Origin of the sequence: Ralstonia sp. NFACC01, assembly GCF_900115545.1 — a bacterium.
GTDB lineage: Bacteria > Pseudomonadota > Gammaproteobacteria > Burkholderiales > Burkholderiaceae > Ralstonia > Ralstonia mojiangensis.
This window is the reverse complement of record NZ_FOWV01000003.1, coordinates 122,302-147,155: the sequence shown is the minus strand read 5'-3', so window position 1 is coordinate 147,155 and position 24,854 is coordinate 122,302. Positions and strand designations below refer to the sequence as shown.

Annotated in this window: 25 protein-coding genes; 21 read left to right on the top strand and 4 right to left on the bottom strand. The window is 63.0% G+C overall.

Features of this window, described 5'->3' with window-relative positions; translation table 11 throughout:
- Positions 1 to 22: 22 nt before the first annotated feature.
- Positions 23 to 322 carry an antibiotic biosynthesis monooxygenase family protein gene (locus BM136_RS08645; RefSeq protein WP_092971479.1) on the top strand — a complete coding sequence of 100 codons (300 nt, stop codon included), beginning with the start codon at positions 23 to 25 and terminating at the stop codon, positions 320 to 322.
- A complete protein-coding gene (gene recR / locus BM136_RS08640) occupies positions 322 to 942 on the top strand; it encodes a recombination mediator RecR (RefSeq protein ID WP_092971478.1) in 621 nt (206 codons plus the stop codon). The genes BM136_RS08645 and recR overlap by 1 nt, the downstream gene beginning before the upstream one ends.
- Positions 943 to 959: 17 nt before the next feature.
- On the opposite strand, the gene BM136_RS08635 is transcribed toward recR, so the two are convergent.
- Complete coding sequence (locus tag BM136_RS08635) at positions 960 to 2,249, bottom strand: carbohydrate porin (protein ID WP_368073439.1); 1,290 nt, start codon at positions 2,247 to 2,249, stop codon at positions 960 to 962.
- A 233-nt stretch (positions 2,250 to 2,482) separates the two neighbouring features.
- On the opposite strand from BM136_RS08635, the gene BM136_RS08630 reads away from it, so the two are divergent.
- From BM136_RS08630 to BM136_RS08600, 7 genes are all read left to right on the top strand, one after another.
- Complete coding sequence (locus BM136_RS08630; RefSeq protein WP_092971476.1) at positions 2,483 to 3,397, top strand: LysR substrate-binding domain-containing protein; 915 nt, start codon at positions 2,483 to 2,485, stop codon at positions 3,395 to 3,397.
- A 22-nt stretch (positions 3,398 to 3,419) separates the two neighbouring features.
- Complete coding sequence (locus BM136_RS08625; RefSeq protein WP_092971475.1) at positions 3,420 to 4,628, top strand: CaiB/BaiF CoA transferase family protein; 1,209 nt, start codon at positions 3,420 to 3,422, stop codon at positions 4,626 to 4,628.
- 89 nt (positions 4,629 to 4,717) lie between these two features.
- Positions 4,718 to 5,767 carry an ABC transporter substrate-binding protein gene (locus BM136_RS08620; RefSeq protein WP_092971474.1) on the top strand — a complete coding sequence of 350 codons (1,050 nt, stop codon included), beginning with the start codon at positions 4,718 to 4,720 and terminating at the stop codon, positions 5,765 to 5,767.
- 64 nt (positions 5,768 to 5,831) lie between these two features.
- On the top strand, positions 5,832 to 6,644 hold the full coding sequence (locus BM136_RS08615) for an ABC transporter ATP-binding protein (protein WP_092971473.1): 813 nt from the start codon (positions 5,832 to 5,834) through the stop codon (positions 6,642 to 6,644).
- A 23-nt stretch (positions 6,645 to 6,667) separates the two neighbouring features.
- Positions 6,668 to 7,459 (top strand): ABC transporter permease, encoded by a 792-nt coding sequence (locus BM136_RS08610; RefSeq protein WP_092971472.1) that lies wholly within the window; start codon positions 6,668 to 6,670, stop codon positions 7,457 to 7,459.
- A gap of 91 nt (positions 7,460 to 7,550) precedes the next feature.
- The gene (locus BM136_RS08605; protein ID WP_092971876.1) at positions 7,551 to 8,180 is read left to right on the top strand and encodes a TetR/AcrR family transcriptional regulator; all 630 of its coding nucleotides are present in this window, start codon (positions 7,551 to 7,553) and stop codon (positions 8,178 to 8,180) included.
- A gap of 98 nt (positions 8,181 to 8,278) precedes the next feature.
- Positions 8,279 to 9,385: an alkene reductase gene (locus BM136_RS08600; protein ID WP_092971471.1), complete on the top strand. Its 1,107-nt coding sequence runs from the start codon at positions 8,279 to 8,281 to the stop codon at positions 9,383 to 9,385.
- A 76-nt stretch (positions 9,386 to 9,461) separates the two neighbouring features.
- On the opposite strand, the gene BM136_RS08595 is transcribed toward BM136_RS08600, so the two are convergent.
- Positions 9,462 to 10,436: an NADPH:quinone oxidoreductase family protein gene (locus BM136_RS08595; protein ID WP_092971470.1), complete on the bottom strand. Its 975-nt coding sequence runs from the start codon at positions 10,434 to 10,436 to the stop codon at positions 9,462 to 9,464.
- A gap of 211 nt (positions 10,437 to 10,647) precedes the next feature.
- On the opposite strand from BM136_RS08595, the gene surE reads away from it, so the two are divergent.
- The 4 genes from surE to rpoS are packed head-to-tail and all read left to right on the top strand — an operon-like array spanning position 10,648 to position 14,337.
- Positions 10,648 to 11,403, top strand: coding sequence for a 5'/3'-nucleotidase SurE (gene surE / locus BM136_RS08590; protein WP_092971469.1), 756 nt, complete (start codon positions 10,648 to 10,650; stop codon positions 11,401 to 11,403).
- A 15-nt stretch (positions 11,404 to 11,418) separates the two neighbouring features.
- Complete coding sequence (locus BM136_RS08585; protein ID WP_092971468.1) at positions 11,419 to 12,363, top strand: protein-L-isoaspartate(D-aspartate) O-methyltransferase; 945 nt, start codon at positions 11,419 to 11,421, stop codon at positions 12,361 to 12,363.
- A gap of 1 nt (position 12,364) precedes the next feature.
- Positions 12,365 to 13,192: a peptidoglycan DD-metalloendopeptidase family protein gene (locus BM136_RS08580; RefSeq protein WP_092971467.1), complete on the top strand. Its 828-nt coding sequence runs from the start codon at positions 12,365 to 12,367 to the stop codon at positions 13,190 to 13,192.
- An 8-nt stretch (positions 13,193 to 13,200) separates the two neighbouring features.
- A complete protein-coding gene (rpoS, locus tag BM136_RS08575) occupies positions 13,201 to 14,337 on the top strand; it encodes an RNA polymerase sigma factor RpoS (RefSeq protein WP_092971466.1) in 1,137 nt (378 codons plus the stop codon).
- A gap of 33 nt (positions 14,338 to 14,370) precedes the next feature.
- Here rpoS and BM136_RS08570 read toward each other — a convergent pair whose 3' ends face one another.
- Positions 14,371 to 15,234: an endonuclease/exonuclease/phosphatase family protein gene (locus tag BM136_RS08570; RefSeq protein ID WP_092971465.1), complete on the bottom strand. Its 864-nt coding sequence runs from the start codon at positions 15,232 to 15,234 to the stop codon at positions 14,371 to 14,373.
- Between the two features lie 160 nt (positions 15,235 to 15,394).
- Between BM136_RS08570 and rlmD the strand changes: the two genes are divergently transcribed.
- Positions 15,395 to 16,747, top strand: a complete 1,353-nt coding sequence (rlmD, locus tag BM136_RS08565; protein ID WP_092971464.1) for a 23S rRNA (uracil(1939)-C(5))-methyltransferase RlmD — start codon at positions 15,395 to 15,397, stop codon at positions 16,745 to 16,747.
- A gap of 84 nt (positions 16,748 to 16,831) precedes the next feature.
- On the opposite strand, the gene BM136_RS08560 is transcribed toward rlmD, so the two are convergent.
- A complete protein-coding gene (locus BM136_RS08560; RefSeq protein WP_092971463.1) occupies positions 16,832 to 17,533 on the bottom strand; it encodes a Bax inhibitor-1/YccA family protein in 702 nt (233 codons plus the stop codon).
- A 368-nt stretch (positions 17,534 to 17,901) separates the two neighbouring features.
- Between BM136_RS08560 and ndk the strand changes: the two genes are divergently transcribed.
- The 7 genes from ndk (at position 17,902) to BM136_RS08525 (ending at position 24,845) form a co-directional block, all read left to right on the top strand.
- Entirely contained in the window at positions 17,902 to 18,327 is a 426-nt protein-coding gene (gene ndk, locus BM136_RS08555; protein ID WP_045204261.1) for a nucleoside-diphosphate kinase, read from the top strand.
- A 43-nt stretch (positions 18,328 to 18,370) separates the two neighbouring features.
- Entirely contained in the window at positions 18,371 to 19,522 is a 1,152-nt protein-coding gene (rlmN, locus tag BM136_RS08550) for a dual-specificity RNA methyltransferase RlmN (protein ID WP_092971462.1), read from the top strand.
- Positions 19,519 to 20,316, top strand: coding sequence for a type IV pilus biogenesis/stability protein PilW (gene pilW, locus BM136_RS08545; RefSeq protein WP_092971461.1), 798 nt, complete (start codon positions 19,519 to 19,521; stop codon positions 20,314 to 20,316). The genes rlmN and pilW overlap by 4 nt, the downstream gene beginning before the upstream one ends.
- Positions 20,309 to 21,391, top strand: coding sequence for a RodZ domain-containing protein (locus tag BM136_RS08540; protein ID WP_092971460.1), 1,083 nt, complete (start codon positions 20,309 to 20,311; stop codon positions 21,389 to 21,391). The genes pilW and BM136_RS08540 overlap by 8 nt, the downstream gene beginning before the upstream one ends.
- Positions 21,392 to 21,440: 49 nt before the next feature.
- Positions 21,441 to 22,727 (top strand): flavodoxin-dependent (E)-4-hydroxy-3-methylbut-2-enyl-diphosphate synthase, encoded by a 1,287-nt coding sequence (gene ispG / locus BM136_RS08535; protein WP_092971459.1) that lies wholly within the window; start codon positions 21,441 to 21,443, stop codon positions 22,725 to 22,727.
- Positions 22,728 to 22,823: 96 nt separating this feature from the next.
- The gene (gene hisS, locus BM136_RS08530) at positions 22,824 to 24,146 is read left to right on the top strand and encodes a histidine--tRNA ligase (protein ID WP_175537106.1); all 1,323 of its coding nucleotides are present in this window, start codon (positions 22,824 to 22,826) and stop codon (positions 24,144 to 24,146) included.
- 63 nt (positions 24,147 to 24,209) lie between these two features.
- The gene (locus BM136_RS08525) at positions 24,210 to 24,845 is read left to right on the top strand and encodes a YfgM family protein (protein ID WP_092971457.1); all 636 of its coding nucleotides are present in this window, start codon (positions 24,210 to 24,212) and stop codon (positions 24,843 to 24,845) included.
- Positions 24,846 to 24,854: the final 9 nt, after the last annotated feature.

Below are 24,854 nucleotides of genomic sequence, written 5' to 3'. Positions count from 1 at the left end.
CGACGCTCATCGGGATCGCGCCATGGTGCTGGAATCTGCGCTGCTGCACGTCAGGCCCGGCCAGGAAGCTGCCTTTGAGGCGGCCTTCGGTGAGGCTCGCCACATCATCGGCGCGATGCGGGGCTTCGTTTCGCTGTCGCTGTCGCGCTGCATGGAGAAGATGAGCGATTATCTGCTGCTGGTGCAGTGGCAGACGCTGGAAGATCACACCATCGGCTTCCGGCAATCGCCCGAGTACCAGCGCTGGCGTGCGCTGCTGCATCACTTCTATGATCCGATGCCGGAGGTGCTGCACCACACGACCGTTCTGGAGCACGCGTGATGCGTAACGCTCCAGGCACGCCGTCGGCGCTGCAGATGTTGGTTGAGGCCCTGCGCGTGCTGCCGGGCGTTGGCCCCAAGTCTGCCCAGCGGATGGCGTACCACTTGATGCAGCACGACCGCGAAGGCGCTGCACGGTTGGCGCAGGCGCTGTCGGATGCGACCGAATCGATCCAGCATTGCAGCCGTTGCAATACCTTCACTGAGCAGGAAATCTGCGAAACCTGCCTGGATACGCGTCGCGATGCGTCGGTCCTGTGCGTGGTGGAAACGCCCGCCGATCAGATGATGATCGAGCAAACGCTGACCTATCGCGGCCAATACTTCGTGCTGATGGGGCGGCTCTCGCCGCTGGACAACATCGGCCCGAAAGAGATTCACCTCGAACGGTTGCTAGCCCGCGCGACCGATCCTGCGCTGGGCGGGCCGTGCGCCGAGGTCATCCTCGCCACCAATTTCACCAGCGAAGGCGAGGCGACAGCCCACTACATCGGCGAGATGTTGAAGGCGCGCGGAATCAAGGCGACGCGTCTGGCGCGCGGTGTGCCGGTGGGCGGTGAGCTGGAATACGTGGACGCGGGCACCATTGCCCGCGCGGTGCTGGATCGGCGCCAGCTCTGAGCTGGCACACACGAACCTCAGAATTCGGTATGCAGGCGCGTACCGAAGAACACCGCAGGACCGCGGTCCGCGTTGTAGCCGGGATTGCGAATCCATTGCGCGTCGGCGCTGATCCACAGGTGCTTGGCCGCCTGGAAGCTATAGAAGGCCTCGACGATCTGCTCGGGCGCATAGTTGAGCTTGCCGTCTCCCAGAAATACGCCCACGCCGCCTTGCTGCAGGTAGCGGCGGTGATCCGGCGATAGCATGTTGATGGCTGCCGCCAGGCCCACCGTGTCTTCCGAACGTCCCCATTTGCTGCCCTTGACGAGCGTGCCGAACGACACCGAACGGTCGATTTCCGTAAAGGCGTAGGTTTCCGTCTTGCCATCTGCCCACGATGCGCGTGCGAAGACGCCAACGTCATCGTTGATCTGCTGTTCGCCGCCAATACCGATCCCCACCTTGGTGTTGTCGCGTCGCGCGAGGCTGATGTCGGGCGCGCTGCCCGTCGACTGGCCAAGGGCAAGGGCATCGTCGTAGCGCGCCATGTTGGTCCTGTTGCGGAACAGCATGACGCGCAGCTTGCCGGGCTGGCCGGCAAGCGTGTGGCTGCGCTCCACCTCAAATACGTCGCCGTAGTGACGGCCGATTCGCGTGTCCAGCGGTAGGCCGTTGGACTCTTCGGGTTGGATGAAGCGGCCAATGCGGTAGGCCCAGTCGCCGTCGTAGTACTCCAGCGCCGCGCCCCATGTGTAGCCACGCGCATCGGCGGCGTAGTCGAATGCGCCATGCGCGAGGAACGACCAGTTCAGGAATTGCGTGCGGGGGTCGTGCGCGTAGGTCACGCCGTCGAACACGTCCAGCACCGAAAAATTGCCGGCCGTGAAGACCAGGCGACGCTTGTCGACCGGGCCGGCAAACTGGTTCATCGCGGCTTCCTGGTCTTCGGTGCCGCCGCCGAGTCCGACCGTCTGGCGGAAGAAGGCGCGTGCGCGGTAGAGCGTCGGGTTTGCACCAGCGGTCTTGGCCAGCTCGCCATTGGTGAATCCGCCCAGGCCATGCAGACCTGAGAAGGGCTGACCGAGCGCCATTTCCGGATTGATGTGCACTTCAGCGCCTTGCCACAAGCGCATACCCAGATCGAGCGTGGTCGTGACCGAATAGCTGGTGGTGGATTTACCCGACAGGCTGTTCGGACCGCTGTATGGCGAGTGGAACGACAGGTCGTGCTGCCACACGTAGGTCGCTTGGCCGTGCACGGCAAAACGATCGGGATCGTTGATCGCCCAGTGGGTGGTGTCGCCTGTGCCGCTTTCGGCTGCCAAGGCATGGCCGGCGCTCAGGGAAAGGACACACAAGGCGGTCAGGCGGGCAAGACGGAACGGAAGCAACATGGCAGCAAGCAGGGAGAACGCCGTTAGAATCCCTTTTCGGATCCGGGAACGGCCAAAAGTCCGCCATGTTAAACGTGGGCGGGTGACGGTCAGATGAAACACGCACGGAACGTGCCCCGATGTCACCTCCGATGTTGTGTATTTCCCACCTTCAGCTCTGCACGATGAATCTCGCCCGCTTCGATCTCGTCACCCTTGGCCTGTTTGTGGCGGTGGCCCGGCTGGGCAGCATTTCGGCCGGGGCGCGCCAATCGCACTTGGCAGTGGCCGCGGCAAGCAAGCGGATTTCCGATCTGGAAGCCGCCGTGGGCGCACCCTTGCTGTATCGCCATGCCGCGGGCGTGGAGCTGACTGAGGCCGGTCAGGCGTGCTTCCGCCATGCTGTGGGCATCCTGCAGGACGTCGAGCGCATGGCGGGTGCGCTGTCGGACTTTGCCGCCGGCACGCGGGGGCTGGTGCGCGTGTGGGCCAACACCTCGTCGATTACGCAATTCCTGGCCGATGACCTGGCCGCGTTCATGCTGGCCAATCCGGCCATCCGCATCGCGCTGGAGGAGCAGGACAGCGGCGATATCGTCGCCGCGCTGCGCGAGAACCGGGCGGATCTCGGCATCTTCGCGGCCGGTACGCCGTGCGACGGCCTGCAGTCGTTCGACTACCGCGAGGACGATCTCGCCTTGGTCACGCCGCGCGGGCATCCATTGGCCGGGCGCAAGCAGATCCACTTCGCCGACGCCGTGGATTTCGATTTCGTCAGCCTGCCGCCGGGCACGTCGCTGGCCGCGCAACTGGTCGACGAAAGTCTTCGCCTGGGCAAGCCGCTGCGCCTGCGCATCCAGGTGCGCAGCTTCGAAGCCGTCTGCCGGATGGTGGCCTCCGGCCTGGGCGTGGGTGTGTTGCCGCGCATCGCCGCACAAGGGCATGTATCGAGCCTGCCGGGCGCGGGTCTGGCGCTCGTGGCGCTCCAAGACGAATGGGCTCATCGCCGCTTGCTGGTGGGCGTGCGCGACCCCGATGCGCTGACCAGCTCCGCGCGCCTGTTGATGACGCATCTGCTCGGCAACCCCGCCGCACTGTGAATTCAACGCTCTCTATACGACCATGCCGACACAGGTTTTGCAGGACATCCGCGTGCTCGAACTCGGGCAATTGATTGCCGGGCCGTTTGCCGCCAAGACGCTCGCCGACTTTGGCGCGCAGGTCATCAAGATCGAGCCGCCGGGCCAGGGCGATCCGCTGCGCAAATGGCGGATGCTGCATGAGGGCACGTCGGTCTGGTGGGAGGCGCAGTCGCGCAACAAGCAGTCGGTCTGTGTCGACCTGCGTGTGCCGGCAGGGCAGGAAGTCGTACGCAAGCTGGCCGCCGAAGCCGACGTGCTCATCGAGAACTTCCGACCCGGCACGATGGAAAAGTGGGGGCTGTCGTACGAGGTGCTTTCCGCCGTCAACCCGAAGCTCATCATGCTGCGTGTGTCCGGCTACGGCCAGACGGGCCCCAAACGGGATGAACCTGGCTTTGCCGCCATTGCTGAAGCCATGGCGGGCCTGCGCTATTTGACCGGCGAGCCGGGGCGGCCGCCTGCCCGCGCCGGGCTGTCACTTGGCGATACGATCGCCGGCTTGCACGGCGCGCTAGGCGTGCTGCTGGCCTTGTACGAACGGGATGCGCGTGGCGGCAAGGGGCAGGTGATCGACGTGGCGCTGTATGAGTCCGTGTTCAACCTGACGGAGAGCCTGCTGCCCGAGTACTCCGTGTTCGGCGCAATTCGCCAGCCCGCGGGCGGGGCGCTGCCGGGCATCGCCCCGTCGAACGCGTACCGCTGTGCCGGTGGCGAATACGTGTTGATTGCCGCCAATGGTGACAACATCTTCCGCCGCCTGATGCAACACATGGGCCGGCAAGATCTGGCCGACGATCCTGATTTGGCCCGCAACGACGGCCGCGCCGCCCGGGCGGACGAAATCGATGCCGCCATCAACGCCTGGACGGGCACGCTGCCCATCGCCGATGTGCTGGCCGCGCTGCATGCTGCCGAGGTGCCCAGCGGCCCGATCTACACCGTTGCCGACATTGCCGCAGACCCTCACTACCGCGCGCGCGGCGTGATCGAAACGGTGCGCGCGCAGTCGGGCATCGATGTGGATATGCCGGGGGTGGTGCCCAAGCTTTCCGTCACGCCGGGCGCCGTGCAGGCCAGCGCGCCGCGCCTGGGCCAGCATACGCGCGACGTACTGCGCGGCCACGGGCTGACCGACGCGCAGATCGACGGGCTGGTGTCGCAAGGCATCATTGCCGAAGCCAAAAGCTAAACAGCTAGGACGATCCCGCATGTTGTGTTGCAAATCGTTGCGGTAATATCGCCGCCAAGGCAGTGAACGCCACACAACAGGAGACAGGCATGGGGACACGAGTCATGGGGCGCTGGGCAAAATGGATGAGCGCAGCACTGTGCGCGACGAGCCTGCTGGCTTCCAGCCCCGCCGTTCTGGCACAGGGCAAACCTGAAAAGAGCAAGGTCACCATCGCGGTGGGCGGCAAGGCGTTGTTCTACTACCTGCCGCTCACGATTGCCGAGCGCCTGGGCTACTTCAAGGACGAAGGCCTGGACGTTGAGATCGTCGACTTTGCCGGCGGTGCGAAAGCTCTGCAGGCGGTGGTTGGCGGCAGCGCCGACGTGGTGAGCGGCGCGTATGAGCACACACTGGTGCTGCAGGCCAAGGGCCAGATGTACCAGGAGTTCGTGCTGCAAGGGCGTGCGCCGCAGATCGTGCTGGCGGTCAACAACAAGACGATGCCCAACTACAAGTCGATTGCCGATTTGAAAGGCAAGAAGATCGGCGTGACGGCTCCGGGTTCGTCGACCAACATCATGGTCAACTACGTGCTGGCGCGCGCCGGCATCAAGCCGAACGAAGTGTCGATCATCGGCGTGGGCCCGAGCAGCGGGGCGATTGCCGCCGTGCGTGCCGGCCAGATCGACGCCCTGGCCAACCTGGATCCGGTGATGTCGATGCTCACGCAGAAGAATGAAGTGCGCGTGGTCTCGGATACCCGCACGCTCGCCGATACCAAGGCAGTCTTCGGCGGCAACATGCCGGCCGGCTGCCTGTATGCATCCACCGCGTTCATTCAGAAGAATCCGAACACGACGCAGGCGATGACCAATGCCATGGTGCGCGCGCTCAAGTGGCTGCAGAAGGCGGGCCCGTCGGACATCGTCAAGACGGTGCCGGAGGCCTATCTGCTGGGCGACCGCGCGCTGTATCTGGCGGCGTGGGACAAGGTGCGCGAAGCCATCTCGCCAGACGGCACGATGCCCGCCGACGGCCCCGCCACGGCACTGCGCACGCTGTCGGAGTTTGATGCGGAAGTGAAGGGCAAGCAGATCAAGCTCGACCAGACCTTCACCAATACCTTCGTGCAGAAGGCCAACGCCAAGTACAAGTAATTTCGACAGGCTTTCAGCAACGCGCCCGGTTTCACCCGGGCGCATTGCTTTTGGACCGCAGACCATGTCCCATCCCGCGCTTTCGTTCGATCAGATCACCTGTACGTTCATCTCACCCGACACGCCGGGCCAGCGTTACACCGCTGTGCAAAACACCTCGCTGGAGGTGCAGGCCGGCGAGTTCGTCTCCGTGGTGGGCCCGACTGGCTGCGGCAAATCTACGTTGCTGAATCTGGCTGCGGGCCTGCTGCAGCCGTCTTCCGGACAGGTGCGGGTCTTTGGCGAGCCGCTGCTCGGCATCAACCGTCGCGCCGGCTACATGTTCCAGGCAGAGGCGTTGATGCCATGGCGCAGCGCGCTCGACAACGTGATGGCCGGGCTGCAGTTTAGGGGCATGCCCGACAAGGAAGCGCGTGACCTTGCCATGTCGTGGCTCGCGCGCGTGGGTTTGGCTGGGTTTGAAGACCGCTATCCGCATCAGCTTTCCGGCGGCATGCGCAAGCGCGTGAGCTTGGCGCAAACACTGGTGCTCGACCCTGACATCATCCTCATGGACGAGCCGTTCTCGGCGCTCGACATTCAGACGCGCCAGTTGATGGAAAACGAGGTGCTCGATCTCTGGGCTGCTAAACGAAAGGCGGTGCTGTTCATCACGCACGATCTGGACGAAGCGATTGCCATGAGCGACCGCGTGGTCGTCCTGGCTGCCGGCCCTGGCACGCACCCGATCGGCGAATTCACCATCGACCTGCCGCGCCCGCGCGATGTGGCCGAGATTCGTGATCAGGCCGGCTTTGTCGACCTGCATTCGCGCATCTGGGATGTGCTGCGCGAGGAAGTTCTCAAGGGCTATGCGCAGCACCGCCGCGTGGCTTGACCTGAATCTGATCGATTGCATCCATGGCTAACCGTCCGCTTTCTCCATTCGCGCTGCGCACTTGGCAGCTTGGTCTGCTGGTCCTCACGTTGGGCATATGGCACTTCGCCACGCGCTCGCAGGAAGTTGCGTTCTTCTTCGGAGAACCGCTCATTGTTGCCCAGCGCGTCTGGGCGTGGTTCGTTACCGAAGGCGATATTTATCAGCACCTTGGCGTGACATTGGCCGAGACGGTGCTGGCATTTGCCATCGGCACGGCCACCGGCCTAGGCGCAGGCCTGTGGCTGGCGCTGAGCTCGGCGGCTTCGGCGGTGCTTGATCCGTACATCAAGGCGGCCAACTCGATGCCGCGGGTGATCCTGGCGCCGATCTTCGGCGTGTGGTTCGGACTGGGTATCTGGTCGAAGGTCGCGCTGGCGGTGACGCTGGTGTTCTTCATCGTTTTCTTCAACGTCTACCAAGGTGTGAAGGAAGTGAGCCCGGTTGTGCTGGCCAATGCGCGCATGCTGGGCGCATCGCAGCGGCAACTGCTGCGCTTTGTCTACCTGCCGAGCGCGACGAGCTGGGTGTTCTCATCGCTGCATACGTCGGTCGGTCTGGCCTTCGTCGGGGCGGTGGTGGGTGAGTATCTCGGCTCGGCGCGCGGTGTCGGTTACCTGATCCTCCAGGCAGAGGGCACGTTCGACATCAACACCGTGTTTGCGGGCATCGTCGTGCTGACGGTCTTTGCGCTGGTGCTCGACTGGCTCGTCGGCTTGATGGAAAAACGCCTGATGCGCTGGCAACCGAAGAGCGGCGAGACTGAAAAACTCTAAGCAAGCGCGCTAACGACGCAAGCGTCACATCGACCCTGCCGTGAGCAGGGTCATGCAACTAGACGGTCGGTCTACTACAATGCCATCCATCATGAGCAAGCACCCCGAACCCGTCACCGCTGAAGGCGCCGAAGCCCGGCATGACACCCGCGACCGCATCCTGGACGCCGGTGCCGAGCTGATCCTCGGGCGCGGCTTTTCGGCCGTCGGGTTGGCTGAAATCCTCGGCCGCGCACAAGTGCCCAAGGGTTCGTTCTATTACTACTTCGGGTCGAAGGAAGATTTTGGCGTTGCCATGCTGGAGCGCTATTTCCAGGACTACGACGCGGGCGTTGTGAGCCTGTTCAACGACACGCGCATCACCGCCCGCGAGCGGCTGCTGCGCTATTTCATGGCCTGGATCGATCTGCACGAGCGCAGCGCGTGCGAAGTCACCTGTCTGGCGGTCAAGCTGTCGGGAGAGGTATCGGATTTGTCGGAGCCGATGCGCAAGGTGCTGTCGACTGGGATGACGCGCATGGTCGAGCGCATCGCCACGGCAATCGAGGCAGGCGTCGCCGACGGTTCGTTAGCGCCTGTGGAGGATGCGCGTCAGCTGGCCGAAGGGCTGTACGCCATGTGGATGGGCGGCGCGCTGTTGGCCAAGGCGCACCGCACGGTCGCCGCATTCAAGAGCTGTGTGGCGCAAACTGAAATCCTGCTGGCCAAGCCGAAACACTGATTGCAACCCAAACCATTGCCGGCGAGGCATGTCCCTCGCTTTTTCTTTGATTCCGGTTCTAGATGACCGGTCGAATAGTCTCTCTTTCAGGAGCTGATATGACCCAACAATTGCTGTCCCCGATTCAGACCGGCCGTACGACCCTCGCCAATCGTGTCGTGATGGCGCCGCTCACGCGCTCGCGCGCCGGCCAGCCGGGTGACGTGCCGACCGAACTGAACGTGACCTATTACGCCCAGCGTGCAACCGCGGGCCTGATCGTGACGGAAGCAACGCAAATTTCCCGCCAGGGCCAGGGCTACGCCTGGACGCCGGGCATGTACACCGACGAACAGGAAGCCGGCTGGAAGGCGGTGGTGGATGCCGTGCACGCCAAGGGCGGCCGCATCTCGCAACAGCTCTGGCACGTGGGCCGCATTTCCAACACGTTGCTGCAGGAAAATGGCCAGGCACCTGTCGCGCCGTCGGCCATCGTCGCCAAGGGCGCACAGAGCTTTGTCGTGCAGCCCGACGGCACGCCCGCCAATGTGCCGACCAGCGAGCCGCGCGCGCTCGCCACGGAAGAAATCCCCGGTGTGATCGCGCAATATCGTCAAGCCGTGCTGCGTGCACGCCGTGCAGGTTTCGATTTCGTTGAAATCCACGCCGCCAACGGTTACCTGCTGCACCAATTCCTTTCGACCAACAGCAACCAGCGCACCGACCAATACGGCGGCTCCCTGGAAAACCGCGCCCGACTGATTCTCGAAGTCGTCGATACCGCTATCGCGGAGATTGGCGCAGACCGAGTCGGCATCCGCCTGTCTCCGCACTTCGTCGCGCATGACATTGCCGACGCACAGGCTGAAGAAAGCGCGTTGTACCTCGCCCGCGAGCTGACCAAGCGTGGCATCGCCTATTTGCACATTGCCGAGCCGGATTGGGCCGGCGGTCCCGAGCTGACCAACGATTTCCGTCGTCAACTGCGCGACGCCTTCAAGGGCACGCTCATCGTGTGCGGCCAATACACGGCGGAAGAGGGCGAGCAGATGATCGCCTCCGGTCTGGCTGATGCCGTTGCGTTCGGTCGTCCGTTCATCGCCAATCCCGATCTGGTGGCGCGCTTCCGTGCCGGCGCATCGCTCAACCAGCCAGATCGCGCAACGTTCTACGGTGGCCAGGAAAAGGGCTACACCGACTATCCGACGCTGGAAGAAGCGGCCTGATAATCCGTTGCACCAAAGAGAAAGCCGCGCAGGCGATCAACCTGCGCGGCTTTTTTGTCTCCAGCGCGTGCGTTCTTTAAGGCTGGATCACCACCTTGCCCGTCACCTTGCGCGCCGCCATGTCCAGCAGCGCTTGTGTCGTCTGCTCCAGCGGATAGCGCGCCGAGATATGCGGACGGATCTTGCCTTCCTGCATCCAGCCGAGCATCTGCATCATGTTCGCCAGATTCGCCTTCGGCTCGCGACGAGCAAACTCGCCCCAGAACACGCCGACCAGCGACGCGCCCTTCAGCAGCGCGAGGTTCAGCGGCATCTTCGGAATCTCACCGTTGGCAAATCCGACCACGAGGTAGCGGCCGCGCCAGGCAATCGAACGGAAGGCCGGTTCCGCATAAATACCGCCGACCGGGTCATAGATCACGTCGGGGCCTTTGCCATCGGTCAATTCCTTGATGCGCTCGCGCAGGTCTTCGGTCGAATAGTTGATAAGTGCATCGGCGCCGTGGTCTTTGCAGACCGCCAGCTTTTCGTCGCTCGACGCCGCCGCGATGACGCGTGCGCCGATCGCCTTGCCGATCTCGATGGCCGCCAGTCCAACGCCGCCGGCCGCGCCGAGCACAAGCATCGTCTCGCCGGCCTTCAGTTGTCCGCGATCGACCACCGCGTGGTGCGACGTGCCGTACGTAAGCGTGAATGCGGCGGCGGTGTCGAACGCCATGCCAGGCGGCATCGGCATCACCACTTTGGCCGATGCTTTCACCTGTGAAGCAAAGGCGCCCTGGCCAAGGAAGGCGATCACGTGGTCGCCGGCCTTGAGGTGTGACACGCCTTCGCCTACCGCATTGACCACGCCCGCGACTTCCGAGCCGGGCGTAAACGGCAACTCCGGCTTGAACTGGTACTTGTTCTGGATGATCAGCACGTCAGGAAAATTCACCCCCGCGGCCTTTACGTCGATCACGACTTCGCCGGTGCCCGGCGAGAGGTCCGGCAGCGTTTCGATCACCAGCGATTCGGGCGGGCCCCAGGTCTTGCAGACGACGGCTTTCATCTTGTGTCTCCTCAACAGTCTTGCGTTGGATTGTTCGCCATCTCGCATGCATTGCACGCGATCTCGTCTGGCAGTGTAACCGAATAAAAGCACGATCGTTCGATTTAACCGGATGCGATGAATCGTGCGGCTTGTCGATGCATTTTTTGTAAGCGTGCAGAACGTATGCCCGAGCACGATTCGAGAACGTTGCTCGGTTACAATCCGCGCCATGCATATTCTCATTGCCAACGACGACGGATACCTCGCGCCCGGGCTCGCGGCGCTGCATCGTGCGCTGAGCCCCCTGGGCCGCGTGACGGTGGTCGCACCGGAGCAGAACCACAGCGGCGCGTCGAACTCGCTCACGCTGCAGCGCCCGCTTTCGGTGTTCGAAGCGACCGACGGTGCCCAGAAGGGCTTTCGCTTCGTCAACGGCACGCCGACGGACTGCGTGCACATCGCGCTTACCGGCATGATCGAGGAGAAGCCCGACCTGGTCGTCTCCGGTATCAACCAGGGTCAGAACATGGGCGAAGACGTGCTGTATTCCGGCACCGTCGCCGCTGCCATCGAGGGCTATCTGTTTGGTATTCCGTCGATTGCGTTCTCGCAGGCCGACAAGGGCTGGACGCACCTCGACGCCGCCGAGCGTGTTGCCCGCGAGGTGGTCGAGCGCTATTTGACCGATCCACTGGACGGCCCGGTCCTGCTCAACGTCAATATCCCGAATCTGCCCTACGGCGAGCTGGCCGGTTGGCGCGCGACGCGTCTGGGCAAGCGACATCAATCGCAGCCGGTGATCCGCCAAGCCAATCCGCGCGGCGAGCCGATCTTCTGGGTCGGTGCCGCCGGCGATGCGAAAGACGCCAGCGAGGGCACCGATTTCCATGCCGTCGCGCATGGCTTCGTTTCGCTGACACCGCTGCAGCTCGATCTGACCGATACGGCCCAACTGCGCACCGTGCGCCGCTGGCAGACGCCATGATCGTCAGGGTGGCTCATGTCTGAACGCCCGCGAGACCGGCGCTTTCCGTTGACGCTTGACGCAGTGGTCGAGCGCAAGCCCGTGGAGCGTCAGCGTGAAACGCGTATCTCGTCGGGGGTGAGCGCAGTGTCACGCCCCACGCCGGTGCGTGCGGCATCCGTTGAGCGCGCGTCGCCCACATCCGCTCCTGCGCCTGCGCCACAGCGTGTGGCGGGTGTCGACGCTGTTGTCGGCGCTGTCGCCGCGAGCGCCGTACAGGCACGCACGGCGGCAGCGCACGCGGCTGCCGGCGGCATGGCATCGGACCGTGCGCGTCAGGCGTTAGTTGGCCGAGTGCAGGCGGGAGGCGTGAGTGATAAGCGCGTGCTCGCTGCAATCGGCACGGTACCGCGCCATCTGTTTGTCGATGCCGGCCTTGCCTCACAGGCATATGAAGATTCCGCTTTGCCGATCGGTCATCAGCAAACGATCTCCAAGCCGTCAGTGGTCGGACGGATGATCGAGTTGTTGTTGAGTGGACGGTCCGGCCGCACTGGCATGCCGCTGGCGCGCGTGTTGGAAATTGGCACCGGCTGCGGCTACCAGGCAGCCGTGCTGGCGCAGCTCGCCGATGAGGTGTACTCGATCGAGCGCGTCCGCCCGCTGCATGAAAAAGCCAAAGCGAACTTGCGGCCACTCCGTGTGCCAAACATCCGTCTGCACTATGGCGACGGCATGCTGGGGCTGCCGAAGGCCGCGCCGTTCGACGCCATCATCCTGGCGGCGGCAGGGCTAGAGGTGCCGCAGGCGCTTCTCGACCAGCTGACCGTCGGCGGCCGGCTGATTGCTCCGGTGGCTACCGATCGCAACAGCGGCCCCGCGCAGCAGCTCGTTCTCATCGAGCGCCGCAGCCGCTTCCAGTTTCACAGTACCGCGCTTGAAGGCGTTTTCTTTGTCCCGTTAAAATCAGGAACTGTTTAGCATGTTCATTTCCCGGAGCTCCATGAACCGTCCAAGCCCCGCACGCGCAGGCCGGCTCGCCGTGGCGATGGTGTCGGCCGCACTACTGGCGGCTTGCGCATCCTCCGGCAACCAGGCCCCTGTTCTCGACCGCACCTCGCGTGCCGGCAGCACTGGCACCGTGTCGCAAGAGCCGCCGCCCCCTGGCTACTATCGGGTCAAGCGTGGCGATACCTTGTACAGCATCGCCTTGCGTAATGGCCAGGCGCCGCGCGACCTGGTGGCCTGGAACAACATCGCCAACCCGAATCAGATCGAAGTCGATCAGCTGTTACGCGTGGTTCCGCCAAACGCGGAGGTCAGCAGCACCGGGGCAGTGGTCACGCCGGTTCGCCCCGCCAACACGACCACCCCGCCGGCCGATTCCACGCCGGTGACGCCGCCGCCCGCAGCGTCGTCCAGTGCTCCTGCCGGGGCAAGCGACGGCGCAATCTCGCTGGCCTGGCCAGCACGCGGCTCGCTCATCAACCGTTTCGATGACAAGAGCAACAAGGGCATCGACATTGGTGGCAAACGTGGTGATGCTGTGGTCGCTGCCGACGACGGAAAAGTGATCCACGTTGGACCCTTGCGTGGGTACGGGAATCTTGTCATCATCAAACACAACGACACGTTCCTGACCGCCTACGGCAACAACGATAAGGTTCTGGTCACCGAGCAATCCACGGTTAAGAAAGGGCAGAAGATCGCCGAAATGGGCAGTACCGATGCGGATCGCGTGAAGCTTCATTTTGAAGTGCGCCGCAACGGTAAGCCGGTCGATCCGATGCGCTACTTGCCGCCTCAATAGAGGAATGCATGCCGCGCCAGAAAGCCGCCACGCCCGTCACCCCCGCCGATGACAACATCGACGCTGCTGTAGAGGGCCAGCGCACCCCGAATGGGCGTGCGGGACGGCGTGCGCGCGGCGAGGCACAGCCCCCTGCTGAAGAAATCGAAGTCGTCGACGCGCTCGTCGACGATTTGCCTGCTTCCGATTCTGCCGATCTCAATGACACGTCGGACAGTGCCGACGAGCCCGATGAAGAAGAGGAAGAGGGTGAAGAGGCCGAGGAAGCCGCACCCGAGGAAGACTTCCGCAAGGTGCTGCAGGCCGAACTGGCCGCCGACACCGTTCAGCACTATCTCAATCGCATCAGCATCAAGCCGCTTCTGACCCCGGCCGAGGAACTGCATTTCTCGACGTTGGCCAAGGCGGGCGAGTTTGCTGCGCGCCAAGTCATGATCGAGCGCAATCTCCGCTTGGTCGTGAGCATTGCGAAGGGCTATCTGAATCGTGGTGTGCCACTGCTCGATCTGATCGAAGAGGGCAACCTGGGTCTGATGCACGCGATCGAAAAGTTCGATCCGGAACGCGGATTCCGCTTCTCCACGTATGCAACGTGGTGGATCCGCCAGAGTATCGAGCGCGCGATCATGAATCAGGCGCGCACAGTTCGTTTGCCCGTGCACGTAATTCGCGAGCTCAACCAGGTGCTACGCGCCAAGCGCCATCTGGAAAAGAGTGGCGTGGATGGCCGTGACGCAAGCCTCGAAGACATCGCCCACCTGCTCGGCAAGACCACGGATGAAGTGCAGGACGTGCTCTCGCTCAACGAGCACACGACTTCACTGGATACGCCGTTCGATCTTGATCCCGGCACGAGCCTGCTCGATTTCTTGTCGGACGAGCATGGTGCCTCGCCCGATCAGGAGGTTGCACATCGCGAGCTGTCGCAGTTGATGAAGTCGTGGCTCGCACGCTTGTCCGACAAGCATCGCTATGTGGTTGAGCGCCGCTTCGGCCTCAACTACATCGAGCCTGCCACGCTGGAAGAACTGGCCGCCGAAATGGGTCTGACGCGTGAACGCGTGCGGCAGATTCAGCAGGAAGCGCTGGTCAAGCTCAAGCGCCATTTCGCCTCGCAAGGGGTGCGCAAGGACGCGGTGCTGTAAGGCCTGCGGTCCCTCCGCCTTTCTCCTGCTTTTTCAGTCGTTCCGAAGCTCCAGCAGCATCGGTTGATGATCCGATGCCCGGGCGGTACTGTTGACTTCCACGCGTAGCAGGCGCGGTTTCAGTGGCTCACTGATCAGCATGAAATCGCACGCATAGGCCGGTTCGGTCCAGCCGGCGCGGTCGTGCACGCCGAAAGTCGGTGGCTGCGGCGTTGCGCCGTGCGCAATCTCCCACGCATCATGCAAAGCGGGTTCGCGAGTGAATGGCACGGTGGCCAGGCGCTTGGGCGTCGAATCCGGCTTGCAGTTGAAATCGCCGCAGACGATGGTTGCCGAGGTCTGTGCAAGCGGGCGAAAAGGGCCGGCTTCGGGCTCCGTGCCAAGCACGGATGGTTGATTCGCACGCGCGCAACCTTCCGCATGGATGGTTCGCAGTACATCGATTTGCGCCACGCGCTGAGGCTCCGAGTAGTACTCCAGATGGGTGGTGACAATGCGCAAAGGGCCAAAAGGCGCCTGCACGATCGCTTCAATGGCGATGCGCGGCATGTACGGCGTCGCATCGGGCGGGCAGGGCAATGCGTGGCGCCGTATGTAATGCACGGGCAGACGCGTGGCAATGGCGTTGCCGAAGCACTGTACATGCCCGCCGTTGTGGCGCTCCAGCGCGAATCCGCTGATGATGGTGTATTCGCTGCCAAGCGCGTCGGCGAGCTCGCTCCATTGGTCGGGGCCGGGTTGGCCCGGCAGATCGCAGAAGCCGGAGGTGACTTCCTGCAGGCATAACACGTCGAAATCGCCCATCGCACGTGCTTGCCTGAGTTGGCGCTCGAGGCTGACTTGCCCCTCAGCGCCGCGGCCCCACTGGATATTCCACGTCAGGATGACGGTGCCCATGCTGGTCCTCCGGTGTCTTACAATGCCGCCCTTGTCCTCATTTTGCCCAGGCTCGCTCGTGTCTCAAGCTGCACCCAACGTCACGCCTTCCTCTTCTGCTCCAGCAACGGTTGCGCCGGACACGCCGTCAGGCAAGCCCCGCGGCCGACGTAAGCCCGAAATGCCCGTGGTAGGGCCGCTGGAAATCGTCTCGCTCGATGGCGAAGCGCGCGGCATCGGTCGTTTGATGAACGAGGATGGCACGCCGGGGAAGGTTGTCTTCGTGGAAGGCGCGTTGCCGGGTGAGCGGGTGATGTACCGCAGTCACCGCGTCAAGCCGTCGTACGAGCAGGCGAGCGTTGTGAACATTCTGCGCCAGTCCGCTTCGCGCGTGACGCCGCAGTGCAAGTTCTTTGGGGTGTGCGGTGGCTGCTCGATGCAGCATCTGGATTCGCGCGCGCAGGTTGCGATCAAACAGCGCGTCCTGGAAGACGATCTGTGGCATTTGGCTAAGCTGCGTCCAGACGTGGTATTCCGGCCAATTGCTGGCCCCGATTGGGGCTACCGCTATCGCGCGCGTTTGACCGTGCGTCATGTTGCGGCCAAAGGCGGCGTGCTGGTGGGTTTTCACGAGCGCAAAAGCAGCTATGTGGCGGACATGACGTCGTGCGAGGTGTTGCCGCCGCACGTGTCCGCGCTGTTGGTGCCGTTGCGCGAGTTGGTGGGGCGCTTGTCAATCGTGCAGCGTATGCCGCAGATCGAGCTGGCCGTCGGCCAGGATGTGACCGCGTTGGTGTTGCGTAACCTCGAGCCAATCACCGCGGAGGATGAGGCTGAGCTGCGCGCTTTTGCCGATCATCACAACGTTCAGTTCTGGCTGCAGCCCAAAGGGCCGGATACGGTTTATCCGTTCCATCCGCTCGATCGTACGCTGACGTACACGCTGCCAGAGTTCGGCATCAGCATGCCGTTCAAGCCGACGGATTTCACGCAGGTCAATCACCAGATCAACCGGGTGCTGATGTCGCGGGCGCTGAAGCTGCTCGACGCACAACCGGGCGATCGGCTGCTCGACCTGTTCTGCGGTATCGGCAACTTCACGCTGCCAATGGCCACGTGTGCCCGCGAGGTTATGGGTATCGAAGGCAGTGAGGCGCTGACGACACGTGCGCTTGCCAACGCCCAGCACAACGGCTTGGACGCGAAGACGACATTCGCTTGCCGCAATCTGTTTGAAGTGTCGGCCGATGATATTGCCGCGCTGGGCAAGTTTGACCGTTGGCTGATCGATCCGCCGCGCGAAGGCGCGCTGGCTGTGTCCAAGGCGCTGGCTGAGCTGTCTCAGCGTGGCGATGATGCGGCTGATCTGCTGCCGAAGCGCATCGTTTACGTGTCATGCAATCCGGCCACGCTGGCGCGCGATGCGGGTTTGCTTGTGCATGAAGCTGGCTACAGGCTGGCGGGGGCGGGCGTCGTGAACATGTTCCCGCACACATCACACGTGGAATCGATGGCGGTATTCGAGCGCGACTGATCGCCCATCATGTAGTCTTGCGTGCAAAAGAAAACCGGCGCACTCGGCGCCGGTTTTTTGTTTCATTAGCCGCAGCGATGAAGCTTAGTTGCGGTTGCCGCCGAAGATCCCCAGGATCGCCAGCAGGTTCGTGAAGATGTTGTAGACGTCCAAGTAGATCGCCAGAGTGGCGGTCACGTAGTTGGTCTCGCCACCGTTCACGATGCGCTGCACGTCGAACAGAATGTAGGCAGAGAAGATCGCGATGGCCAGCACCGAAATCGTCAGCATCATCGCCGGCAGCTGCAGCCAGATATTGGCCACTGAGCCAACGATCAGCACCAGCACGCCCATGAACAGCCATTTGCCCAGGCCGGAGAAATCGCGCTTGCTGACTGTGGCCACCGTCGCCATCACACCGAAGATGATCGCCGTGCCGCCGAACGCCGTCATGATGAGCGACGCCCCGTTCGAGAAACCCAGGATCATACCGATCAGTCGCGACAGCATGAGCCCCATGAAGAACGTGAAGCCGAGCAGCAGCGCCACGCCGATTCCACTGTTCTTGAAGCGCTCAATGGCGTAGAAGAAGCCAAAGGCCACTGCCATGAAGATGACGAAACCCATCAGCGGGTTGCGTCCCATCAGGTTGAAGCCGGTAGCGACACCGATCCAGGCACCGAGGATGGTGGGGATCATGGAAAGCGCGAGCAGCCAATAGGTATTGCGCAGCACGCGGTTGCGGACGGCCAACGCGCCGGCGGTGCCGGAAGCGCCAAAACCGTACGTGTTGAGTTGGTTGTCCATGCGAACTCCTTGGGGTGAATGACATTGCAGACAATGCGACGACACAGCGAATGTGGCATCCGAAGCCGGCTTTTGCAAGCCGCATCGTCCTTACTTGGAGAGTCAGCATGCCACGCGGTTCCGGTCGCTGGCGGGCAATCGCGGCGGAAAACACCGTTCACAGGTGACTTTTCGTGCGCCCAATAAGGGGATGCTAAGGCGCGTTCATCGAAAGCCAGTCTGTTCAGGGTGAGGTGATCGCTGCGCCTCTTTTCTCTCCCGAGATGCGCGGCATCGGGTTGCGCCGCTTGACATCCAATCTGGCTTCCTCCCGTGTTAGAATCTAACGTTTATCTTTCACGTAACACCTTCATTTTTTGGAGTTTTTGATGGCGCTCGAACGCACTTTGTCGATTATCAAACCGGATGCCGTGGCCAAGAATGTTATCGGCCAGATCTACGCCCGCTTCGAAGGCGCAGGCCTGAAGGTCGTCGCGGCCAAGATGATCCATCTGTCGCGCGCAGAAGCCGAGCAGTTCTACGCCGTGCACAAGGAGCGCCCGTTCTTCAAGGATCTGGTGGACTTCATGATCTCGGGCCCCGTGATGGTGCAGGCGCTGGAAGGCGAAAACGCAATCGCCAAGAACCGTGACCTGATGGGTGCAACCGATCCGAAGAAGGCTGAGAAGGGCACGATCCGCGCCGACTTCGCCGACAGCATCGACGCCAACGCCGTGCACGGTTCGGACGCTGCTGAAACGGCTGCTGTGGAAGTCGCTTTCTTCTTCCCGGGCTTGAACATTTACAGCCGCTAAGCGTCAACACTAGACTGGAATTGGTAGTTTTGGGTTGCAAGTCATGAGCGATGTGGTGAATCTCCTCGATTTCGACGCACAGGGTCTTCTCGCGTACTGCGAGAGCCTGGGCGAGAAGTCGTTTCGCGCCAAGCAGTTGCAGCGCTGGATTCACCAGTCGGGTGCGTCCGACTTTGGCGAGATGACCGATCTCGCCAAGTCGCTGCGCGAAAAGCTCGCGACCCGCGCCAACATCCAGGCACCGGCGGTCATTACCGATCACCTCTCGTCGGACGGCACGCGTAAGTGGCTGGTCGACGTGGGGCAGGGCAATGCCGTCGAGACGGTCTACATCCCCGAAGAGACCCGTGGCACGTTGTGCGTATCGTCTCAGGCGGGATGTGCCGTCAACTGCCGGTTCTGTTCAACCGGCAAGCAGGGTTTCTCCCGCAATCTCAGCACTGGCGAGATCATCGGTCAGCTGTGGATGGCCGAGTTCGCCATGCGCAAGCAGCTCGGTCGCGGCCCCAAGGACGACCGCGTCATCACCAACGTGGTGATGATGGGCATGGGCGAGCCACTGCTGAACTACGACGCCGTGGTGCCGGCGCTGGCTTTGATGCTGGATGACAACGCGTATGGCCTTTCGCGCCGGCGCGTAACGGTATCTACCTCAGGCGTGGTTCCTATGATGGACCGCCTTGCGCGCGATGTGCCCGTGGCGCTTGCTGTGTCGCTGCATGCGTCCAACGATGCGCTGCGCGACGTGCTCGTGCCGCTCAACAAGAAGTATCCGCTGGCCGAACTGATGGCTGCCTGTCGCCGCTATCTTGAATTCGCGCCGCGCGATTTCATCACCTTTGAATACTGCATGCTCGATGGGGTCAACGATACCGTCGAGCACGCCCGTGAACTGCTGCGCGTCGTGGCCGACGTGCCGTGCAAGTTCAATCTGATCCCGTTCAACCCGTTCCCGGAATCGGGGTTGAAGCGCTCGAACAATGAGCAGATCCGCCGCTTCTCACAAGTGTTGCTGGACGCCGGTATTGTCACGACCATCCGCAAGACGCGGGGCGACGATATCGATGCGGCCTGCGGCCAGCTCGCTGGCGAGGTCAAAGACCGTACGCGCTTGGCCGAGCGCGGCAAGTTCGGCAAGATCGTCGAGATCCCCGTGGTCGGGGCCGACTCAACTCACCGCATGGGTACCGCATGAAGCGTTGGTCGACAGCTGTCAGTCTGGTCTTCACGCTGGCAGCCGCCGGGTGCGCATTGTCGCCGCCGGTCCAGACACAGACACGAGAAGTCACGACCGTACCCGATCAAAAGGCCGACGCCGGCCGTCGCGCCGCGATCCGATTGCAACTTGCGACGCAGTATTTGGAAGCCGGCCAGAGTGCGACAGCGTTAGAGGAAATCAAGAACGCCATCGCGATCGATCCGAATGTCCCGAACGCGTATCACATCCGTGCGCTGGCTTATATGAATCTCGGTCAACGCGAACAGGCTGACGAGAGTTTCCGCAGCGCTCTGGCCGCAACACCGCAAGATGGTGACCTGCTGAACAACTACGGCTGGTTCCTGTGCTCGCAAGGAGGCAAGCCAGATCAAGGCATGGCGATGTTGCGCCAGGCCATCGAGGCGCCCGCCGCCGGCAGCCCCGCCAAACCGTGGACGAACCTTGGCGTCTGCCAGATGCGTCAGGGCGATCTGGACGGCGCGGAGAAGAGTTTGACGCGCGCCACGTACATCGACGCAAACAATCTGCTGACCAACCTCACGTTGGCGCAGCTTTACTACAAACGCCGCGAATATGCGCGTGCCATGCCGTTTATCGAACGTGTGAATGGCCGTGGCAATGCGACGGCAGAAAGCCTGTGGCTGGGCGCTCGCATCGCGCGCCGCCTTGGCGACACTTCGCAGCAGAACGCATGGAGCGCGCAATTGCAGCGTCGCTTCCCCAATGCGCCCGAAGAGGCGGCATTCGAACGAGGAGCCTGGGATGACTGATCGCGACGTGGCAAGCGCTGCCGACTTCTCTCATGGGACGGTGCCTGCCTCGAATCCGCCTGCGGCCGCGTCGCCGGAGCGCGACGAAGCGCTGCGCGAGATTGCCGAACGCCTGCGCGGCGGCCGTGAGCATCAGCGTCTGACGGTCGACGATCTAGCCACGCGATTGAAAGTGGCGCCGGGCAAGTTGTTGGCGGTGGAATCGGCAGATGTCGGAGCATTGCCCGACATGACGTTTACCAAGGGGCTCATCCGTGCCTATGCACGCGCGCTGCAGGTCAATGTAGATGATCAGCTTGCGCGTTTGAACGCGCGTGCGCCGGTCACCAACATCGGCTTGCGTCCTGAGGGTGGGCTGGGTGAATCGTTCTCCGACAAACCGAGCTTTGCCAAGCGTCGGAGTGGCAGTGGCCGCTGGCTGATCGGCGTGCTGGTTGCGGTGCTTGTGGCGGCTGGCGCGCTGGCCGGTATGGACCGTCTCAAGCAGTGGTTCGCCACGCAAACTGCGGCTACGCAAAACACCGACTCCACCGCGAAGGAAGCACCGGCGGTGGAGCACGCCGCCCCCGCGCAAGTGGCTCCAGCGGTTGAGCAGGCGCCCGCAGAAACGCCGGCTGCTTCGATGCCGACACCGTTGACGCCCGTTACGCCGGCCGCTCCGGCCTCCGGTGTGGTGACTGCGCCGCTGGCTCCGCCGCCCACGCTGCCGCGTTCGGACAATGGCGCTGCGCCGGCGCCTGCTGTAGCAGTTGCGGGTGCCAAGCCGGCTGTGATTAATGTCGACGCTCCGGTCGCTGCGCTGCCGACAGAAGCCGCCAAGCCGGCTGAATCGGGCGGTGGCTCGGTCTCGATACGCTTCTCCGGTTCGTCCTGGTACGAGATCAAGGACAAGACTGGGAAGACGCTTGCCAGTGGCATTTCCAAGGAAGGTGACGCACGCGATCTGACCGGTACGCCGCCCTTCAAGGTCGTCTTCGGCAATGCGGAAGCCGTTGAGTCGCTGGCCGTGGGCGGTGCCACCGTCGATCTCCAGAAGTACGCCCGCAATCGCGTGGCACGGGCCACGTTGCCCTGAACCGTTTTGTAATGGCGTGACGCCTGCGGGCGGTACGTCTTGTCTGATCATGGAAATCACCACGCCTCTCGATTGCGCTCCAGCCTTGGTGGGCCCATTGCCGCGCCGGAACTCCCGCGCGGCCGAAATCCGCTGGGGCGACCGCGTGGTGCATGTCGGCGGAGACGCGCCGGTCTGTGTGCAATCGATGACGAATACCGATACGTCGGACGCCATCGGTACCGCAATCCAGGTAAAGGAGCTCGCGCGTGCAGGCTCTGAGTTGGTGCGCATCACGGTGGATACGCCGGCCGCTGCCGCCGCGGTGCCGGCCATCCGCGAGCAGCTTGACCGCATGGGTGTGGATGTGCCGCTGGTGGGCGATTTTCACTACAACGGCCACAAGCTGCTGCAGGACTATCCGGAGTGTGCGCAGGCGTTGTCCAAGTACCGCATCAACCCGGGCAACGTCGGGCAGGGTGCCAAGCGCGACACGCAGTTCGCGCAGATGATCGAGATCGCCTGCCGCTACGATAAGCCGGTGCGTATCGGCGTGAACTGGGGCAGCCTCGATCAGGATCTGCTTGCGCGCATCATGGACGAGAACGCGCAGCGTGCAACTCCATGGGATGCGCGCGCTGTGATGGTCGAGGCGCTGATTACCTCGGCGATCCAGTCCGCGCAAAAGGCCGAAGAGCTGGGCTTGCCAGGCAGCCAGGTCATCCTGTCGTGCAAGGTCTCGGCCGTGCAGGATCTGATTGCCGTGTACCGCGAGCTGGCGCGCCGCTGCAATTACGCGCTGCACCTCGGCCTGACCGAGGCCGGTATGGGTAGCAAGGGCATCGTCGCTTCCACGGCGGCGTTGTCGGTGCTGTTGCAGGAAGGCATTGGCGACACGATCCGCATTTCGCTCACGCCGGAACCGGGTGCGCCCCGCGAGAAGGAAGTCATCGTCGCGCAAGAGATTCTGCAGACCATGGGCCTGCGCAATTTCACGCCCATGGTGATTGCGTGTCCGGGTTGCGGGCGCACGACCAGTACGGTGTTCCAGGAGCTGGCGGCACGCATCCAGTCGTACCTGCGCGAGCAGATGCCGACGTGGAAAAAGCAGTACCCCGGTGTCGAAGAGATGAACGTGGCCGTGATGGGCTGCATCGTCAATGGCCCCGGTGAGAGCAAGCACGCCAACATCGGCATTTCACTGCCAGGCACGGGCGAGTCGCCGGCGGCGCCGGTGTTCGTTGACGGCGTGAAGGTGAAAACGCTGCGCGGCGAGCGCATCACAGAAGAATTCCAGACGATCGTCGACGAGTACGTGCGCACGCATTACGGCGTACAGACCCCGGCGACGGTCTAATGCGGCACAGGCTTCGAAGCCCGAAGCCAGAGCAAGAAACGACCGGTCGGCCCCGCATTCAGGTAGATGCGAGAGGCAGGCTTTCAACGTGACATCATGAGCGATACACAAAAACAACGCGTGCAGAAGATCGCCGGCGTCAAAGGCATGAACGATCTGCTGCCCAGTGACGCCCCGCTGTGGGAACACTTTGATAACGCCGTGCGCAGCATGCTGCGCGCCTATGGCTACCAGCAGATCCGCACGCCGATCGTCGAGCAGACGCAATTGTTTGTGCGTGGCATCGGCGAGGTGACGGACATTGTCGAGAAGGAGATGTACACCTTCACCGACGCATTGAACGGCGAACAGCTGACCATGCGCCCGGAAGGCACCGCTGCCGCCGTGCGCGCCGTGATCGAGCACAACCTGCTGTACGACGGCCCGAAGCGCCTGTGGTACACCGGCCCGATGTTCCGCCACGAGCGCCCGCAGCGCGGCCGTTACCGCCAGTTCCATCAGGTGGGCGTGGAAGCACTGGGCTTTGCCGGCCCGGACATCGACGCAGAAGTCATCCTGATGTGCCAGCGCCTGTGGGACGATCTCGGCCTGGTCGGTCTGAAGCTGGAGCTGAACTCGCTCGGTCAGGCGGAAGAGCGCGCAGCGCACCGCGCCGACCTCATCAAATATCTGGAAGGCTTCCAAGACATCCTCGATGAGGACGGCAAGCGCCGCCTGTACACCAACCCTCTGCGCGTGCTTGACACGAAGAACCCGGCGCTGCAGGACATGGCCGCAGGTGCCCCCAAGCTGATCGACTACCTGGGCGACGAATCGCGCGCGCACTTTGAAGGTGTGCAGAAGCTGCTCAAGGCGAACAACATTCCGTTCACCATCAACCCGCGTCTGGTGCGGGGGCTGGATTACTACAACCTGACCGTCTTCGAATGGACGACGGACAAGCTGGGCGCGCAGGGCACCGTGGCCGGCGGCGGCCGCTACGACCCGCTGATCGAGCAGATTGGCGGCAAGCCTGCCCCCGCGTGCGGCTGGGCGATGGGCGTCGAACGCATCATCGAACTGTTGCGCGAGGAAAAGCTCGAGCCCGAAGCGCAAGGCTGTGACGTCTACATCGTCCACCAGGGCGATGAGGCGCAGGTGCACGCGCTGATTGCGGCAGAGCGACTGCGCGACGCCGGCCTCGACGTCATCCTGCATGCCTCGCCGGAAGGCCGCAACGGTAGCTTCAAGTCGCAGTTCAAGCGCGCTGACGCTAGTGGCGCATCCTATGCGGTTATCATTGGCGACGATGAAGTCACCCAAGGTGTTGCGCAGATCAAGCCGCTGCGTGGTGATCCGACCGCGGATGCCCAGCAGACCGTGCCGTCGGATCAGCTGGTCGACCGCCTGATCGATGCCATGGTGGCCAACAACGATTAACCGCGCCAGTGCGTTCGGCAGCGAACCACCGCGACCCACATCCAATATCAAGCTCTGCAAAGCATGGCCTACGATCTCGAAGAACAGGAACAAATAGAGAGTCTCAAGCACTGGTGGCGTGATAACGGCAACGTGATCACGTGGATCGCCATCGTGGTGCTGCTGGCTGTGGCCGGCTGGTTTGGCTGGAAAAACTGGCAGCGCAAGCAGGCCGGCGAAGCGTCCGTGCTGTACGAACAGGTGCAGAAGGCCGTTGATGGCAAGGACGCTGAGAAGATCAAGCGCGCCGCGACTGACATGGAAGACAAGTTTGGCGGCACGGCCTACGCGCAAATGACCGCGCTGGCCGCGGCCAAGGCGCTGTACGAGGCCAACGATGCGACCGGCGCCAAGGCGCAGTTGCAATGGACGGTTGATCATGCGCGCGACGATGAATACAAGGCGCTCGCCAAGCTGCGCCTGGCTGGCCTTCTGCTCGACGAGAAAGCCTACGATCAGGGCATCGCGCTAGTCTCCGGCGACGTTGCGCCGGCGTTCGCCGGGCTGTACGCCGATCGTCGCGGTGACCTGTTGGCCGCGCAGAACAAGAACGAAGACGCCCGTGCTGCCTACAAGTTGGCGCTGGAAAAGTTTGGTCCGGCCGACGCTTCCGCGCGCCAGATCGTGCAGTTCAAGCTGGATGCCCTGGGCGGCGCCTGATTGGCGCAC

Excerpts from the sequence above, each read along its gene's own strand:
- BM136_RS08645 (WP_092971479.1), top strand. The coding sequence starts at position 23 with ATGGTGCTGGAATCTGCGCTGCTGCACGTCAGGCCCGGCCAGGAAGCT.
- recR (WP_092971478.1), top strand. The coding sequence starts at position 322 with ATGCGTAACGCTCCAGGCACGCCGTCGGCGCTGCAGATGTTGGTTGAG.
- BM136_RS08630 (WP_092971476.1), top strand. The coding sequence starts at position 2,483 with ATGAATCTCGCCCGCTTCGATCTCGTCACCCTTGGCCTGTTTGTGGCG.
- BM136_RS08625 (WP_092971475.1), top strand. The coding sequence starts at position 3,420 with ATGCCGACACAGGTTTTGCAGGACATCCGCGTGCTCGAACTCGGGCAA.
- BM136_RS08620 (WP_092971474.1), top strand. The coding sequence starts at position 4,718 with ATGGGGACACGAGTCATGGGGCGCTGGGCAAAATGGATGAGCGCAGCA.
- BM136_RS08615 (WP_092971473.1), top strand. The coding sequence starts at position 5,832 with ATGTCCCATCCCGCGCTTTCGTTCGATCAGATCACCTGTACGTTCATC.
- BM136_RS08610 (WP_092971472.1), top strand. The coding sequence starts at position 6,668 with ATGGCTAACCGTCCGCTTTCTCCATTCGCGCTGCGCACTTGGCAGCTT.
- BM136_RS08605 (WP_092971876.1), top strand. The coding sequence starts at position 7,551 with ATGAGCAAGCACCCCGAACCCGTCACCGCTGAAGGCGCCGAAGCCCGG.
- BM136_RS08600 (WP_092971471.1), top strand. The coding sequence starts at position 8,279 with ATGACCCAACAATTGCTGTCCCCGATTCAGACCGGCCGTACGACCCTC.
- BM136_RS08595 (WP_092971470.1), bottom strand. The coding sequence starts at position 10,436 with ATGAAAGCCGTCGTCTGCAAGACCTGGGGCCCGCCCGAATCGCTGGTG.
- surE (WP_092971469.1), top strand. The coding sequence starts at position 10,648 with ATGCATATTCTCATTGCCAACGACGACGGATACCTCGCGCCCGGGCTC.
- BM136_RS08585 (WP_092971468.1), top strand. The coding sequence starts at position 11,419 with ATGTCTGAACGCCCGCGAGACCGGCGCTTTCCGTTGACGCTTGACGCA.
- BM136_RS08580 (WP_092971467.1), top strand. The coding sequence starts at position 12,365 with ATGTTCATTTCCCGGAGCTCCATGAACCGTCCAAGCCCCGCACGCGCA.
- rpoS (WP_092971466.1), top strand. The coding sequence starts at position 13,201 with ATGCCGCGCCAGAAAGCCGCCACGCCCGTCACCCCCGCCGATGACAAC.
- BM136_RS08570 (WP_092971465.1), bottom strand. The coding sequence starts at position 15,234 with ATGGGCACCGTCATCCTGACGTGGAATATCCAGTGGGGCCGCGGCGCT.
- rlmD (WP_092971464.1), top strand. The coding sequence starts at position 15,395 with ATGCCCGTGGTAGGGCCGCTGGAAATCGTCTCGCTCGATGGCGAAGCG.
- BM136_RS08560 (WP_092971463.1), bottom strand. The coding sequence starts at position 17,533 with ATGGACAACCAACTCAACACGTACGGTTTTGGCGCTTCCGGCACCGCC.
- ndk (WP_045204261.1), top strand. The coding sequence starts at position 17,902 with ATGGCGCTCGAACGCACTTTGTCGATTATCAAACCGGATGCCGTGGCC.
- rlmN (WP_092971462.1), top strand. The coding sequence starts at position 18,371 with ATGAGCGATGTGGTGAATCTCCTCGATTTCGACGCACAGGGTCTTCTC.
- pilW (WP_092971461.1), top strand. The coding sequence starts at position 19,519 with ATGAAGCGTTGGTCGACAGCTGTCAGTCTGGTCTTCACGCTGGCAGCC.
- BM136_RS08540 (WP_092971460.1), top strand. The coding sequence starts at position 20,309 with ATGACTGATCGCGACGTGGCAAGCGCTGCCGACTTCTCTCATGGGACG.
- ispG (WP_092971459.1), top strand. The coding sequence starts at position 21,441 with ATGGAAATCACCACGCCTCTCGATTGCGCTCCAGCCTTGGTGGGCCCA.
- hisS (WP_175537106.1), top strand. The coding sequence starts at position 22,824 with ATGAGCGATACACAAAAACAACGCGTGCAGAAGATCGCCGGCGTCAAA.
- BM136_RS08525 (WP_092971457.1), top strand. The coding sequence starts at position 24,210 with ATGGCCTACGATCTCGAAGAACAGGAACAAATAGAGAGTCTCAAGCAC.